This is a genomic window from Achromobacter sp. ISS7, assembly GCF_056523125.1.
In genome coordinates, this window is the sequence record NZ_JAWRZD010000001.1 from 3,496,466 (window position 1) to 3,511,180 (window position 14,715).

Sequence of the window (14,715 nt, forward strand, 5' to 3'; positions counted from 1 at the left end):
CCCATTCCGAGATCCTTTCATGAAAGCCATCGCCTACTTCCAGAACCTGCCCGCCACCGATCCGCAATCGCTGCAGGACATCACCGCGCCCGAGCCCGTGCCGGGCGACCATGACCTGCTGGTCGAGGTCAAAGCCATTTCCGTCAATCCGGTGGACGTGAAGATCCGCGCCAACCGCAAGCCCAAGGACGGCCAGCCCGAGATCATCGGCTGGGACGCCGCCGGCATCGTGCGCGCCGTCGGCGCCAAGACCAGCCTGTTCGCGCCCGGCGACCGCGTCTGGTACGCCGGCGCCCTGACGCGCCCCGGCGCCAACAGCGAGCTGCACGTGGTCGACGAACGCATCGTCGGCAGCATGCCGCAGAGCCTGGACTTCGCCCAGGCCGCCGCGCTGCCGCTGACCACCATCACCGCCTGGGAACTGTTGTTCGACCGCCTGCGCGTGCTCGACAACGCCGCCCCCAGCCAGGGCTCGCTGCTGGTCGTCGGCGCGGCCGGCGGCGTCGGCTCGATCCTGGTGCAACTGGCGCGCCAGCTGACCGGGCTGACCATCATCGGCACCGCCTCGCGGCCCGAGACCCAGGCCTGGGTCACCGAGCTGGGCGCCCATCACGTCATCGACCACACCCGCCCGCTGGCCGAGGAACTCAAGCGCATCGGCCATCCGCAGGTCAGCTTCATCGCCGGCCTGACCCAGACCGACCAGCACTTCCCGCAGCTGGCCGAGGCCATCGCGCCGCAAGGCAAGATCGCGCTGATCGACGATCCCACGGCCATCGATGTGCGCCTGCTCAAGGGCAAGTCGGCCTCGCTGCACTGGGAATTCATGTTCGCCCGGCCGCTGCACGACACGCCCGACCTGATCGCCCAGCACGAACTGCTGAACCAGGCCGCGCGACTGATCGACAACGGCACCCTGCGCACCACGCTGGGCGAACATTACGGCCGCATCAACGCCGAAAACCTGCGCCGCGCCCACGCCTTCATCGAAAGCGGCAAGGCGCGCGGCAAGGTGGTGCTGGAAGGCTTCTGAGGCGTCCTCCCCGTCCCCCGAAAAAATTGGGACGGGCGTCTCGCATTACAACGAAGAAAGAGGTAAAAACTCGACTGCGCGCCGCGGGCTGCCAGCCCGCCGCCGCGCTTTCGGGAGTTGGCTCTGATTTCTCACCTGTTCGAACAAGCGCTGGAACCGATGCTCTGGGGCATGGTGGCGGTCGCCCTGCTGATGCTGCGGCTGGTGCCGCTGCAAGGCTGGAAGGCCGTCATCGTCGCCGGCATCACCGCCGGGCTGGTGTTCGACACCATCCAGTTCCGGGTCGGCCCGCCCCGCCTGTGGGACGCGCTGGTGCTCGGCTCGATCCTGGCCGCCCTGCTGGTGGCCGCGGTGCAGGAACTGCTGGTGCTGGTGGCGCGGCACGTGCGCGCCGCCCTGGCGCGCGCCCGGGCCCGCGCCTGACCCCTCCCCGCGCCGCCGTTACATCCTGTCGGCGCCGCTCTACGTTTCTTCACACAGCTCGATCAAATTGCGCAAAGCCTGGCGCGCCGCCGGCGCCAGAATGGCACGTGTCCGGCCGGCCGACGGCCCGCGACGCCTCCAGGAGATCGATCCATGAAAGTAGCCAGAGCAGCCATGCTCATGTCGATGGCGGCCCTGTGCGCCGGGTGCGCCGACGGCACCGCCATTCCCACCGGCAACCGCCATGCGCCCTCGCTGGCGTCGGCGGTCAGGTTCTATTCCGATCCGCCGCGTGCGCCGTATGAAGTGGTCGGCCTGGTCAAGGCCGAGAGTTCGGCCGGCCTCACCGCCCAGGAATCGATGGAATACGCCATCGAGGAATTGAAGAAGCAGGCCGCCAGCCTGGGCGCCAACGGCGTGCTGCTGACCGGCAACGGCGCGCGCACCACCGGCACCGACGTCACCTACAACAAGGACTCGGGCCAGATCTCCAGCAACAGCACCACGGCTCAGTTCGTCGAAGGCCGCGCCATCCTCGTCAAGTAGGCATGGCATCTCCCGCGGCAACGCCGCCGCGCGCCGGCGCGCCGGCCCGGCTCGAGGTGCTGGACGCGCTGCGCGGCGTCGCGCTGCTGGGCGTGCTGCTGGCCAACCTGCGCGCCTTTTCGCTGCATGACTTCCTGCCGCCGGCGGCCAGCGCCAGCCCGGTCGATCTCGCCGCGCAGGGGTTGATGGCGGCGTTGATCGACGCCAAGGCCGCCACCCTGTTCGCGCTGCTGTTCGGGGTCGGCTTCGCGCTGCAGCTGGGTCCGGCGCCGTGCGCGCCGGGCCGCCGCCCGCGCCACGCCGTGCGCCTGCTGCTGCTGCTCGCCATCGGCCTGCTACACGCGTGGTTGGTGTGGTGGGGCGACATCCTGCGCTACTACGCGCTGCTGGGCCTGCTGATGCTGCCCATGGCCGGCTGGTCCGCCCGGCGGCTGGCGATCGTCGGCGCGGCCCTGGCCCTGTTCGCCTGGCCGTTGCTGCTGCCGCTGGCGCGCCAGGCGCTGCCGCCGCAAACGCCCTCGGCGCAGGCGGCAGCCGCCGCGCTCTCGGCCTTCAGTGCGCCCGACCTGATGCGCGCCTGGGCCGCCAATCTCGACTACGACCTGCGCATGCGCATCGCCAACTGGAGCCTGCTGCTCTTCGTGATGGGCCGCCTGATGATCGGCGCGGCGCTGGGCCGCACCGGCCTGTTCCTCGACCCGGCGGCGCATCTGGCCGCCTGGCGCCGGCTGGCGGGCGCCGCCTTCCTGGTGGGGGTGCCCGCCACTGCCTTCGTGCTGCTGCGCGACGGCGCCATCCTGTTCACCGATGGCTGGTGGGCCGGCGGCCCGGGACGCGACCTGGCGCGCGTCCTGCGCGGCCTGGCGTCGCTGGCGCTGGGCCTGGGCTACATGGCGGGCTTCGTGCTGCTGTTCCAGTCGCCGCGGGCGCGCCGCGTCCTGTCGCTGTTCGCGCCGGTCGGCCGCATGGCGCTGACCAACTACCTGGGCCAGAGCGTGCTGGCGATCGGCCTGTTCTACGGAATCGGCCTGGGGCTTGGGCCCGACGCCAGCCTGCCGCGCATCCTGGCGCTGGGCGTGCTGCTGTTCATGGTCCAGGCGCTGGCCAGCGCCTGGTGGCTCGGGCGCTACGCCCTGGGGCCCTGTGAATGGCTCTGGCGCAGCGCCGCGGCGGGCCGTTGGCAGGCCATGCGCCTGCCGACGCTGCCGCCCTAGCCGCCGCGCCGGCCGGCTCAGGCCGCCGGCAGCCCGGGCAACACCAGGTCATCGACCTGGTAGGTGTGGAACTCGCTGGTCGATACCGCATCGAGCTTGCGGAATTTCTCCAGGAACACCGGATCGGAAAAGAATTCGTCGACCTTGCCCGCGCCCGAGATCGCCTCGATGTTCACCACGGTCTTGCCGTCCGTGCTCTTGGCCAGGTTGCTCCACAGGAAGCCCGGCTTGGTGCGCGCGACGTAATGCACCACGTCCTGGATCGCCAGGAAGGCGTCCTCCTGCCGGCCCGGGTGGGCATGGATCACGTTGACGATGAACACCGTGCCATCCGGCGCGGGCTTGAAGCTGGCTGAAACGGGAAAGGCCATGTCGGCTCCTGCGGTGAAAAACAGGCAACACTATGGCCCGGCGCGGCGCCGCGAAAAAGAGGCCGGCGGGCGCGAGAGTACGGACATGGCCGTCCGCAATCGCGCCGCGTTCCTTTCCGAATTTCCCCGGTCAGGCGTGCCCGTCGCGCCGGGCGCGGGCGTGGGGATCGTTGATCTCGGTTTCCAGTTGGCTGATCAGCCACTCGAACCAGCCGTTCTCGGTGCGGGCATACACCGCCGCGGCCGGCGTCTTGCCGTCGCGCCAGCCCGGCTGGTGCGCGTCCATCCAGGCCGACAGGCTCTTGTGCGGCGCCAGCAGGCCCGACAGCCACGACCAGACGTAGTCGGGCACGGTGCGGCGAAAGCCCTTGGCGCTGGCATAGATGGTCGGCTCAAGCGGCAGGCTGCCCGAACGGGCCAGCCTCGCCTGCACCCGGCGCAGCGTCTCGGCCGCCGCCTGCAATTGTTCGGTGCTGAGCTTTTTCACGTAACGACTCCTGGATTGGGTTTTGCCGGATTATCGCCGGAGCTTCCGGCCGTTGCCAGCGGCATCGCCGCCGGCTTCAACGCGCGCCGCGCGGCGGCCGCAGCCCCAGCAGCATCGTCGCGCTGAAGCGCTCGCCCGGCGCCAGCACTTGCAGCCCGGTGCGGGTCTCGCCCGCCGCCGCCAGGTTGAAGGCATCGGCCACGTTGGTCACCGGCTCCACGCACAGGAAATCCGAGCCCGGCGCGGTGTAGACCACCAGGTGCGCGAACGCCGCGTCGGCGTGCAACGCCAGTTCGTGCCCGTCCGACCAGTGCAGCGTGGCGCGTCCGCCCCACTGCGACAGATAGGTATCGCAGCCCTCGGCCGACTGGCCCAGCTCGCGCACGTGCGTCGTCTGGCTGGCGCCGGGCAGGCCGTCCGCGTCCGTCGGCCACGCGCGGCGCGCATGCAGCGCCACCCGCTCGGCGGTGAAATACGGATGGATGCCGCAGCCGAACGGCATCGGCGCATCGCCCTGGTTGATCATCAACAGCGTCAGCGACAGGCCGCGCGAATCCAGCCGGTAGCGCTGCACGCACTCATACGGCCACGGCCAGCCCAGCACGCCGGCCGGCTGTTGCAGCACCAGGTCGACCGCGTCATCGGCCAGGTGGCGCACCTGCCAGGGCAGGTACAGGCCGCCGCCATGGATCGCCTGCGGCCGCCCCGGCAGCGATTGCAGCGCGTGGCGCTCGCCTTGGAAGGTGAACACGCCATCGCGCACCCGGTTCGAGTACGGCGTCAGCGGATACGACCCGGCGCGCGGCCATTGCGCCGGCGGCCAATCCGTCTCGGCCAGCGGCACGATCCAGTCATGCTCGCCCGTCGACAACCGGGTCAGGCGTCCGCCCCCGCCCGGCGCGAACTCGGCGCGGTGGGAACCGTGGGCAATGGTCACGCGTTCGCTGGCGTCCAGCGTGGCGGGAAAAGGCAAATCAGGCATCAGGCGCTCCCGCGGCGCTGCGAACGGCCGCGTGGCGCCATTGTGCATGGCGCGGTCCGGCGCCAGCAAGCCGCGCGCGCCGCAACCCGAGTCAGGCCGTGGCGGGCGTCGCCGGCAGCGCTTGCGGCAGGCACCCCAGCCCGCGCAGCGTCGCCGCCACCGCGTCGTCCAGCGGCGTGTGCGGCTCGGCGCCCAGCACATCGATCAGGCGCGTGTTGTCCATGCGCAGCGGCTGGCGCCACAGGTAGCGCATCTCCATCATTTCGCGCAGCGTCTGCGAGAACGGCGCCGCCAGCCGCAGCAGCCCCCACGGAAACGCGCCCACCCGCGGCTCGGCCCCGTGGCGGCGCGCCACCCGCACGATCGCCTCGGCCATCCGCGTGCCGTCCGGATCCCAATGCCCCGCCATGTGGAACGCCGCGAACGGCGCCAGCGCCTCGCGCCGCCCCAGCAGTTCGACCAGCGTCCGGCCCACGTCCGGCAGGTAGCTCCATTGATGCCCCACCCCGGGCGCGCCCGGCACGCTCACCCGCTTCAACGGCCGCCCCGGCTTGACCAGCCCTTGCGAGAACCAGTTGTTGCCGGCCCGCGGACCGAAGAAATCGCCGGCCCGCAGCACCAGGGCGCGCGCGCCATGCGCGCTGGCCACCTGCAGGCGGCGCTCGAGCTCCACCCGGATCGCGCCCTTGCGCGTCAGCGGATGCTGCGGCGAGGTCTCGCGCAGCAGCGGAAACGCGTCCGGTCCGTAGTTGTAGATCGTGCCCGGCAGCACGATCGTCGCGCCCTGGGCGCTCGCCACCGCGATGGTGTTGTCGATCATCGGCAGCACCAGCTCGCCCCAGCGGCGGTAGCCGGGCGGATTGACCGCATGCACGATCACCTCGCATCCCAGCGCCGCCCGCGCCACGTCCTGGCGGTTCATGGCATCGCCGCGCAGCCACGTCATGCCGTCGCGCTGCGCCATTTCCGTCACCAGCCCGCGCGCCAGGGCGCGGATGCCCCAGCCGGCGTCGCGCAACTGGCGCGCCGCCTCGCCGCCCACCCCGCCCGTGGCGCCCAGCACCAGCGCGGTGCCGGGCCGGCCCGATTCGATCGTCGTCATGGTCATCTCCCGTGAGTCCATGGCGACCATTCTGGCGCGGCGGCCATACAAAATAAATTGCCGAACCTAGCCTCGCAGCTATACATTTATGCATGACCAAACCGATCGGCTGGGAACTCTACCGCAGCTTTCTCGCCGTGCTCGCCGAGGGCTCGCTGTCCGGCGCCGCGCGCACGCTCGACATCACCCAGCCCACGGTCGGCCGCCACATCGCGGCGCTCGAACGCGCCCTTGGCCAGGTGCTGTTCACCCGCTCGCAGACCGGCCTGCTGGCCACCGACGCCGCCCAGTCGCTGCGCGGCTACGCCGAGGCCATGCACAGCCACGCCGCGGCCCTGGAACGCGCGGCCGCCGCGCAGGGCCCGGGCGTGGCCGGCACCGTGCGGATCTCGGCCAGCGAAGTCATCGGCATCGAAGTGCTGCCCCCGGTGCTGGCACGCCTGCGCCAGGAACACCCGCGCCTGACCATCGAACTGGCGCCCACCAACCGCGTGCAGAACCTGCTGCTGCGCGAGGCCGACATCGCCGTGCGCATGGCCCCGCCGAAACAGGAACAGCTGATCGCGCGTCCGGTCGGCCATGTCGAGATCGGCCTTTACGCCCGCAAGGACTACCTGCGCCGCCACGGCACGCCCGCCACGCTGGCCGACCTGGCCAGCCACGCCCTGATCGGCTACGACACCGAGACGCCCTTCCTGCGCGGCGCCAGCAAGCGCTTTCCGATCCCTTGGAGCCGCGACCGCTTCGCCCTGCGCGCCGACAGCGACCTGGCGCAACTGGCCCTGATCCGCGCCGGCGCCGGCATCGGCGTCTGCCAGGCGGCGCTGGCGCGCCGCGACAAACAGCTGGTGCGCGTGCTGCCGAAGCAGGCCGCGTTCCAGCTGGAAACCTGGATCACCATGCACGAAGACCTGCGCGCCAGCCCCCGGTGCAAGGCGGTCTTCGACGCGCTGGTGGCCTGCCTGCTGGCCCATACCGGCGCGGGCGGCTAGCGCTCGCCGCCCGCGCCGGCGGCGCTGCGACATCCCCACCGGGACTTGGTCCGACGTTCGGATATACTGTTCATCCATACAGTTATCCGACCGCAAGGGAACCCCGACCCATGACCAGTCTGATCAATTCCCCGCCCAGCCGCAGCATCTGGCTCAGCGCCTTCCCGCGCCTGTCCGGCGTCAAGAACGGCGACTACCTGCCCCTGGACCGCCTGTGCGAAGCCACCGGCCTTGAAGGCGGTCAGAAGCTGCGCGAAGTGCTGGCCGCCGCCGAGCGCGAAGGCCTGCTGCTGATCGACCGCGGCGCCACGCCCGCCAGCTACCGCGCCACCTACGCGCTCGAGCGCCAGGTCACGCTGTTCGCGGCCGACTAGGGCCCGTTCCGAGAAAGCGCCTCGCCCGCTGGGCCCGCCCCGAGCGAGTGCTAACCATCCCTTGCAATGCTGTTACATCTTGGGAAATAGAATTCCCCCGAATGCACCCTACGGAGAAAAACATGCAAGAAGATACCGCCAAGCCCGAACCCACCCGCCGCCGCTGGCCCTTCGGGTACGGCCAGGAAGCCTGAGGCCGCGTCTCTCCCGCCGGCCATCGCCGCTGCCCGGCCACGCGCCAGGCAGGCCGTTCCCCCGCCATTCCTCGGGTCTTCCCCGCCGTGAGCACACGGCCGCGGCGCTGCGCGACCCGCCACTTTCATCGTTTCCGGCCAGGTTTCCTCCCGGCCAGCCCTGTCGCCCCTCCCTACCCGCTGAACCCAGGCCATCGCCGGCCCTGGCCGGTCGCCCGCCTGTTGCCCGCGGCCGTTCATGGGCCCGCCGCGCCGCCGATTTCCGAGCCCAATGAAACCCGCTTGCACCTCATTCATCGCCACCAGCCTGGACGGCTACATCGCTCGCCAGGATGGCGGCCTCGACTGGCTCGACGCCGCCAACCAGTCCGTCACGGCTGGCGAGGACTGCGGCTACGCCGCCTACATGCGCACCATCGACGCGCTGGTCATGGGCCGCTCGACCTTTGAAAAGGTCGCGTCCTTCCCGGAATGGCCCTACGGCGACCTGCCCGTCTACGTGCTGAGCCGCGGCTGGACGGCCCTGCCGACGGAGACGCCCGCCTCGGTCCGGCTGCACAACGGCTCCCTCGACGAGCTGCTGGCGCGCGCCGCGCAAGACGGCTGCCGCGGCCTGTACATCGATGGCGGCAAGACGGTGCAGGCCTTCATCCAGGCGCGGTTGCTGGAAGAGATCACCGTCACCACCATCCCGGTCCTGATCGGCGGCGGCCGCCGGTTGTTTGGCGAACTCGACGCCGACGTGGCGTTGCAGCACATCGTCACCCAGGCCTACCCGTTCGGATTCGTCCAGTCGCGCTATAAGCTCCTGTACGCATGACGTGACATCAAGGCGCTACGCCCTTTCCCACTCCGAGCCCACCATGCCCCTGCTCAATCTCGCCGACCTCGCCGACAGCCTGTCCGCCACGTGGAAATCGCGCGTGCTCGGCGAAGCCGGCGACTGCAATATCAAGGTCCTGAAGATGGACGGCCAATCCTCCCCGGCCGAAACGCACGACTACAACGAAGCCCTGATCGTCATCAGCGGCGCGCTGCGCCTGTCGGTGCAGGGAGAAGAAATCGCGGTGGCGGCGGGCGAGATGTACCTGGCGCCCGCGGGCGTGCCGCATGCCGTCGCCGCGGGCAGCCACGGGGTGCTGGTGATCGTCGACCCCGTCGGCAGCTGAAGCCGCGGCGGCCGACCCGTCCCCCTTGCGCGGCGCATATTGCCACCCGTTGCCGGAGTCGCTAGTATCCGCGCATCCCGACAGCGTCGGTCATCGCGGGGCGTTCCCATGAAACGTCGTTCTCTTCCCATCCTGGCATTCGCGACCCTGGCTTTCGGGCTGGCCTTGACGCGCCCGGCAACGGCCGAGCAAGGCTGTCCGGACGGCTACACCATGGCGGCGCTGGGCACCGCCCAGTGCATTCCGATTCCCGGCCTGTACCAGGTACCGGGTGGCGACTCCGCGCCACCGCCACCACCACCGCCGCAGGTCCGCTGGGAACAACGCTGGGGCGCTATCGCCATGGATGCGGTCAGCGGCAAGGTTGGCGTGGCCGGCAGCAGGACGAGCCGGCAACGGGCCGAGGACGACTCCGTGGCGCAATGCGCCAAGAAGGGCGGCGGCGACTGCCGCGTGCAGGTCTCGTACGCCAACCAATGCGGCGTGATCGTCTGGGGCAACGGCATCGCCGTCTCCCGCTTCGCCCCCACGCTCGAGGCCGCGACGGACATGACGCTCGCCGAGTGCAAGCGGGAAAGCGGCGGCGCCTGCGAGGTATTCTTCTCCGATTGCAGCATGCCGGTACGGGTGCAATAGCCCGCCGCCCTGCAAGCCCTGGTCAGTAGGTTCCCCGCAGCGTCAGCATCCAGTTGCGCGGAGCGCCATACCAATTGCCGCCGTCGGCCCCGCCCACCCGCTCGTAGTAGACCTTGTCGAAGATGTTGTTGGCATTGAGCGTGACGGTCCAGCTCGGATCGAAGCGATACTGCGCCATCAATCCCACCACCGCATGGCCGGGCTGCGTGAACTTGTACGGGCTCGCCTTGCCGTCGGCCGAATAGATCGAGCCCGACACGAAGGTGGCGCTCTGCATGATGACGTTGCCGCCCACGCGCCAGCGCGATAGCGCATCCGGCAGCGTGTACGCCGTCGACAGCTTGAACAGGTGGCGCGGCGTGATCGAGCTGAATATCGCGTCGCTGCTCTTGTCGCGGGTATTGTTGAAGGTATAGCCCACCGCCAGTTCCCAGCCCGGCGTCACTTCACCGCCAATCTCCATATCGAAGCCGCGGCTGACCACCTTGCCCTGCGCCTGGTAGCAGCAGCTGCCGGCCCACACGTCATAGGATTCGGGATAACGGCGATCCAGCACCCCGGTGCCCTTGCGCTCGACATTGAACAGGCTGAAGGTGGCGTTCAGGCGGCCGTCCATCAGCTCGCCCTTCAGCCCCGCCTCGTAGCTGCGGCCCTTGATCGCGGGCAACGACGTGCCCGGCGCCGGCCCGGCCTTGAGCAGGCCCTGCGGCTTGTGGATGGTGGAATAGCTGACATAGGCCGACCAGGTGTCGTCCAGGTCGTAGATGATGCCGCCGTAGGGCGTGGTCTTGGTCGGCTCCTCGTAGTCGGTGCGCGACGTCACGGCCCACGGCGCGCCCTCGCCCTGGCGCATCGAGACGGTCTGGAAGAACTTGTAGCGGCTGACGCGGGCGCCCGCGATCAGGTGAAGGCGCGACGTCGGGTTCAGCCGCAACACGCCATACAGGCCCTTCTGCTCCTGGCCCCACGGGTCGTAGCGCGTGGTCAGCGGCACGTCCATGTCGGGATTCCAGGCGTTGCGGTCAAAGACGTCGACCGGCACCATCCAGTTGTCCGACGGCTTGCCCGTGGCCCACGTGCCCTGCGTACGCTGCCAGTCCGCGCCCAGCAGGATCTCATGGCGCTGGCCGAACAGATCGAAGCCGCCGCTGAGGTTGGCGTCGAACAGGTTCTGCGTGTTTTCCATGGCGTAGCGGCCGCCGCCCCAGGTCGCGCCCGACCCATCGGCCGGGTTGATCGCGCCATACGCGAAGGCCGTGGTCGAGCGTGTATTGTTGCGCTCGTGCGTGTAGTTGAGCTTGAGCTTCCAGCGCTCGGCAAACCGTTGCTCCAGCTGCGCGAACAGCTGCGCGGTCTCGGTGTTCGCATGGCTCCATGGCTGCGTCAACGACGCGGAGCGCGACAATCCCAGGTCGCGGCCGTCGGCATAGCGCGGCAGGCCGTCGCCGGACCCGCGCTCGTGGCGCTTGGCGTAGCTGCCGCCCACCGTCAGCAAGGTATCGCGCGTCAGGTCGGCCTCCAGCACGCCATAGAACTTGGGCGAGTCCGAATGGCGGTTCTTCAGGAACGAATCGCTATCGCTGTAGACCGCCACCGCCCGGCCCCGCAGGCGGCCGTCGAAACCCAGCGGTCCGGTCGCGTCGATCATGCTGCGATAGTTGTCCCAGCTGCCGGCCGAGGCTTCAACGGTCAGCTGGTATTCGGCCAGCGGCCGCTTGCGGACCAGGTTGACGATGCCGCCGGGATCGCCCATGCCGCCCAGCAGGCCCGAGGCGCCGCGCATCACTTCGACCCGGTCGTAGAAGGCCAGGTCCTGGCTGGCATCGTAGGTATACGCCCCCAGGGCCAACGGCGCGCCGCCATCGATCTGCAGGCTGGTGATCTGGAAGCCACGCGAATAGAAGTCGTACGAGTTGTAGTTGGCGCGCCGCACCGTGATGCCGGCGGCATGCTCCAGGGCCTGGCTGACATTGGTGAGATGTTGGTCGTCGATCTGCTGGCGCGTCACCACCGACACCGACTGCGGCACTTCGCGGAACGCCAGATCGGTCTTGGACGCGGTGCTGGTGACGCGGCTGGTGTAGGAACCGGTGCCTTCGGTGGTGCCGTCTTCCGCGCGGCGCGCGGTCACAATGATGGCCGACAGGGTCGCCGCGTCGAGATTGGCGGGCGCGCGTTCGATCACGGCCTTGCCGTTTTCCACCACCGCGACCAGGCCGCTGCCGGCCAGCAGCCGGTCCAGGGCCTGCTGCGGCGTCAAGCGTCCCGCCACCGGCGGCGCGATCTTGTCCGCCACCAGGGCGGGGTCGTACAACAGCTCCAGCGACATCTGGCGCGCCATGTCCACCAGGGCTTCGTGCAGCGGCTGGCGCGCCGAATTGACCACGATGGCGGATTCGGCCGCGCTCACGACGGCGGGCGCCAACGGCAGCAGGCACAGCGCCAGCGACAGCCGGCCGGGCAGGAAGCGCGCATGCGCAAGCGCGCGACGCAGGCGGGTGGATCGAACGGTCATGAGTTATGGGTTCCAACGGTTAACCGCGGCTTGCCCCTCGCAAGCCGGCACTCATTGATAACGAGTGCGCGGATGCCCGGAACCCTGAAGAACGGCAGCGCGAAAATTGAAACAAAATCCTACCAGCCATCCCGACACGGGGCGTCGCGCCGGACTGGCGCCGTCAAAACGCCTGGCGCGCATGCCGGTCGACGAGTGCGCCAGGCGATGCCCGGCCGCCGCGTATCGGCGGCGAAACGCGCCGCACGGGTTATAAAGCCGCTCATGCCATCCCCGAGCCTGCGGCAAGCCGCCGGGCCGCCGGGCCCTCCCCCGCAAACGGACCTGCCACCATGCACACCGATCCCGCTCATCTCGTCACCGACGCCGCAGCATTGCAGGCGCTCTACGGCGAACCCGGCGAAGCCTCTTTGAAGAAAGAAGTGGATCACGTGCATCCGCACTACCGGGCCTTCATCGAAGCCGCGCCGTTCGCGGCATTGGCCACTTGCGGACCGGACGGCCTGGACGTATCGCCGCGCGGCGACCCCGCGGGTTTCGTTGTCGTCGAGGACGAAAAAACGCTGCTGCTGCCTGACCGACGCGGCAACAACCGCATCGACAGCCTGCGCAACATCCTCGCGGATTCCCGGGTGGCGTTGCTGTTCCTGGTCCCGGGCGTCAACGAGACGCTGCGCGTGAACGGCCGCGCGCGCATCAGCGTGGATCCGGCGCTGCTGGCGCGCTTCGACATCGATGGCAAGTCGCCGCGCTCGGTCCTGGTGGTCGACGTGGAGACGGTTTATTTCCAGTGCTCGCGCGCGCTGCTGCGCTCGCGCCTGTGGGATCCCGCCACCCAGATCCCGCGCACGGCGCTGCCCAGCGTCGGCCGCATGCTGTCGGACCTGACCGCCGGCACCTTCGACGGCGTCACCTACGATCGCGACCAGCCGGCGCGCGTGGCCAGCACCTTGTACTGATCGCGGTTCGGTGGCGAGCAACCGCGCGTCGAGCGGCCGCTGCCGTCAGCGCGGCACCAGCACGTAGCGCGCCGGCCCGTCGGCGCGGACCTGCACTGGCGCGATGCGCGGCAGCAACTCCAGCAGCGTGCCGGGCGAATCCACGTTCAGCGTCCCCGCCACCCGCACGCGCTCCAGCGCCGCGCCCTCGATCCGCATCGAGAACGGCGCATAACGGTTCAGTTCCGCCACGGCCTTGGACAGAGGGGTGTTGTTGAAGATCACCCGCCCCTCGCGCCAAGCGGTCGCCGCCGCCACATCCACGGTGGCGATCGGCATCAAGCCGCTGGCGCTGGCAAGCAACCCCTGCCCCGGCCCCAGCGCCTCGCGCTGCCAGAAGCGCCAGCCGCTCGCGCCCACTTCCACGCTGCCCTGGCTGACGACGACTTCGGTCGCGTCGTCGCCCAGCCTGCGCACATTGAAGCGCGTGCCCGTGACACGCACCGCCGCGCGTCCTGCCCGCACGATGAACGGCCGCGCCGCGTCGGGCGACACGGAAAAACTGGCTTCGCCTTCCTCCAGCTCCACTTCACGGCGATCCGCGTAATAACGGACCCGCACGCGGCTGTCGGTATTGAGTTCGATCTCTGACTGGTCCGGCAGCATCAGCGCCTGGCGTTTGCCGTGGGCCGTGGCCAGCGCCTGCTCGTACCCGGCGGACTCGCCCCACGGCAGGCCCACCCCGACGCCAAGGCCTGCGGCGGCCAACGCGCCCCCGCCCGCCAGCGCCCAGCCCAGCCACTGGCGCCGGCCTTGCCTGGCCGGTGGCGTGCCGGCCAGGGCGCGCAGGCGCGCGGACCCGACCTGCGCGGTGTCTTCCCACAGCCGTTCCAGCAGGGCGTACTCGCGGCGATGCGCCGCATCCGCCCCCAGCCAGCTCTCGAAGGCCTGGCGCTGCGCCGCGTCCATGCGGCCCGAGCGCGCTCGCGCGAACCATGCCGCCGCGGCGTCGCGCGGGTCGGAATAATCGCGAGGATCGAACGAAGGGTTCATTTCGAGGAGGAAGGAAGGGAAGGCACGGCCGCGCCGGCGTCATCCAGCGCATCACGCAGGTGGCGCATGGCACGCATGATATAGCGCTCGACCGTGTTGAGCGACACCGACATGCGGGCCGCGATCTCGACCTGCGTCAGGCCATCGAGCCGATGCCAGACATAGGCCTGACGGCATCTTTCCGGCAACTGGCGCAAGGCGGCATCGATGGCGCGGGCCAACTGCACGCCGTCCAGGTCCTGCGCCGCGTCGGCCGCATGCGGATGCTCACCATCATCCAGATCATGCAACGGCAGCCCCGCGCGCTGATTCAGTTTGCGCAGCCCCGTCACCAGGTTGTTGCGGCTGGACTGGTACAGATAGGCGCACGGGTCGGCCAGCGCCGGCCCCTGCCGCTTCAACATGCCCAGCGCGGCATCCTGCAACGCGTCCTCGGCCTCCTGCGGATGCTCGCTGCGGCGCGTCCAGTCGCGAAACATCGTCGCGTACTTGGCGAGCCAACTGCTGGAGGATGGACGGATCGACACGGGCGGCGGGATTATCGAAAGACAGCGGATCATAAATGATAACCACTCTCATTTCAAAACAGATCCCGCCAACCCACCCGCGCCTGTCGCGTTTTCGCACCGCGCGAGCGCATGGCGGCGTGCCACGAGCGATCGTGTCTGGCTAGAATTCGGTGTCGG

At 69.7% G+C, this 14,715-nt stretch carries 17 protein-coding genes; 10 read left to right on the top strand and 7 right to left on the bottom strand.

Annotation, left to right across the window (positions count from 1 at the left end):
* Nucleotides 1-19 precede the first annotated feature (19 nt).
* The 4 genes from AC1HFW_RS15545 (at nt 20) to AC1HFW_RS15560 (ending at nt 3,216) form a co-directional block, all read left to right on the top strand.
* Nucleotides 20-1,033, top strand: a complete 1,014-nt coding sequence (locus AC1HFW_RS15545; protein WP_479284245.1) for a zinc-binding alcohol dehydrogenase family protein — start codon at nt 20-22, stop codon at nt 1,031-1,033.
* Nucleotides 1,034-1,150: 117 nt separating this feature from the next.
* Nucleotides 1,151-1,456 (top strand): hypothetical protein, encoded by a 306-nt coding sequence (locus AC1HFW_RS15550; protein ID WP_225856572.1) that lies wholly within the window; start codon nt 1,151-1,153, stop codon nt 1,454-1,456.
* Nucleotides 1,457-1,609: 153 nt separating this feature from the next.
* Nucleotides 1,610-2,002, top strand: a complete 393-nt coding sequence (locus AC1HFW_RS15555) for a DUF4156 domain-containing protein (RefSeq protein WP_479284247.1) — start codon at nt 1,610-1,612, stop codon at nt 2,000-2,002.
* Between the two features lie 2 nt (nt 2,003-2,004).
* A complete protein-coding gene (locus tag AC1HFW_RS15560; protein WP_479284249.1) occupies nt 2,005-3,216 on the top strand; it encodes a DUF418 domain-containing protein in 1,212 nt (403 codons plus the stop codon).
* A gap of 17 nt (nt 3,217-3,233) precedes the next feature.
* On the opposite strand, the gene AC1HFW_RS15565 is transcribed toward AC1HFW_RS15560, so the two are convergent.
* From AC1HFW_RS15565 to AC1HFW_RS15580, 4 genes are all read right to left on the bottom strand, one after another.
* Nucleotides 3,234-3,587, bottom strand: a complete 354-nt coding sequence (locus AC1HFW_RS15565) for an antibiotic biosynthesis monooxygenase (RefSeq protein ID WP_006390409.1) — start codon at nt 3,585-3,587, stop codon at nt 3,234-3,236.
* A 130-nt stretch (nt 3,588-3,717) separates the two neighbouring features.
* Nucleotides 3,718-4,074 carry a hypothetical protein gene (locus tag AC1HFW_RS15570; RefSeq protein WP_061073829.1) on the bottom strand — a complete coding sequence of 119 codons (357 nt, stop codon included), beginning with the start codon at nt 4,072-4,074 and terminating at the stop codon, nt 3,718-3,720.
* A 76-nt stretch (nt 4,075-4,150) separates the two neighbouring features.
* On the bottom strand, nt 4,151-5,056 hold the full coding sequence (locus tag AC1HFW_RS15575; RefSeq protein WP_479284250.1) for an aldose epimerase family protein: 906 nt from the start codon (nt 5,054-5,056) through the stop codon (nt 4,151-4,153).
* Nucleotides 5,057-5,147: 91 nt separating this feature from the next.
* Nucleotides 5,148-6,158: an NAD-dependent epimerase/dehydratase family protein gene (locus AC1HFW_RS15580; protein WP_479284252.1), complete on the bottom strand. Its 1,011-nt coding sequence runs from the start codon at nt 6,156-6,158 to the stop codon at nt 5,148-5,150.
* Nucleotides 6,159-6,250: 92 nt separating this feature from the next.
* Between AC1HFW_RS15580 and AC1HFW_RS15585 the strand changes: the two genes are divergently transcribed.
* The 5 genes from AC1HFW_RS15585 to AC1HFW_RS15605 all read left to right on the top strand — a co-directional run bounded on the left by AC1HFW_RS15585 (nt 6,251) and on the right by AC1HFW_RS15605 (nt 9,523).
* Complete coding sequence (locus tag AC1HFW_RS15585) at nt 6,251-7,150, top strand: LysR family transcriptional regulator (protein ID WP_479284254.1); 900 nt, start codon at nt 6,251-6,253, stop codon at nt 7,148-7,150.
* A 110-nt stretch (nt 7,151-7,260) separates the two neighbouring features.
* A complete protein-coding gene (locus tag AC1HFW_RS15590; RefSeq protein WP_006390414.1) occupies nt 7,261-7,524 on the top strand; it encodes a hypothetical protein in 264 nt (87 codons plus the stop codon).
* A 465-nt stretch (nt 7,525-7,989) separates the two neighbouring features.
* Nucleotides 7,990-8,538: a dihydrofolate reductase family protein gene (locus AC1HFW_RS15595; RefSeq protein WP_479284256.1), complete on the top strand. Its 549-nt coding sequence runs from the start codon at nt 7,990-7,992 to the stop codon at nt 8,536-8,538.
* Nucleotides 8,539-8,581: 43 nt separating this feature from the next.
* Nucleotides 8,582-8,887: a cupin domain-containing protein gene (locus AC1HFW_RS15600; RefSeq protein WP_479284257.1), complete on the top strand. Its 306-nt coding sequence runs from the start codon at nt 8,582-8,584 to the stop codon at nt 8,885-8,887.
* Nucleotides 8,888-8,995: 108 nt separating this feature from the next.
* The gene (locus AC1HFW_RS15605) at nt 8,996-9,523 is read left to right on the top strand and encodes a DUF4189 domain-containing protein (protein ID WP_479284259.1); all 528 of its coding nucleotides are present in this window, start codon (nt 8,996-8,998) and stop codon (nt 9,521-9,523) included.
* A gap of 22 nt (nt 9,524-9,545) precedes the next feature.
* On the opposite strand, the gene AC1HFW_RS15610 is transcribed toward AC1HFW_RS15605, so the two are convergent.
* Nucleotides 9,546-12,038: a TonB-dependent siderophore receptor gene (locus AC1HFW_RS15610; protein ID WP_479284261.1), complete on the bottom strand. Its 2,493-nt coding sequence runs from the start codon at nt 12,036-12,038 to the stop codon at nt 9,546-9,548.
* 332 nt (nt 12,039-12,370) lie between these two features.
* Between AC1HFW_RS15610 and AC1HFW_RS15615 the strand changes: the two genes are divergently transcribed.
* The gene (locus tag AC1HFW_RS15615) at nt 12,371-12,997 is read left to right on the top strand and encodes a pyridoxamine 5'-phosphate oxidase family protein (RefSeq protein ID WP_061073825.1); all 627 of its coding nucleotides are present in this window, start codon (nt 12,371-12,373) and stop codon (nt 12,995-12,997) included.
* Nucleotides 12,998-13,042: 45 nt separating this feature from the next.
* Here AC1HFW_RS15615 and AC1HFW_RS15620 read toward each other — a convergent pair whose 3' ends face one another.
* Together AC1HFW_RS15620 and AC1HFW_RS15625 are read right to left on the bottom strand one after the other, a co-directional pair.
* Nucleotides 13,043-14,029 carry a FecR family protein gene (locus AC1HFW_RS15620; protein WP_241073171.1) on the bottom strand — a complete coding sequence of 329 codons (987 nt, stop codon included), beginning with the start codon at nt 14,027-14,029 and terminating at the stop codon, nt 13,043-13,045.
* Entirely contained in the window at nt 14,026-14,556 is a 531-nt protein-coding gene (locus AC1HFW_RS15625) for an RNA polymerase sigma factor (protein ID WP_241073172.1), read from the bottom strand. Before AC1HFW_RS15625 ends, AC1HFW_RS15620 begins: the two co-directional genes overlap by 4 nt.
* Nucleotides 14,557-14,715: the final 159 nt, after the last annotated feature.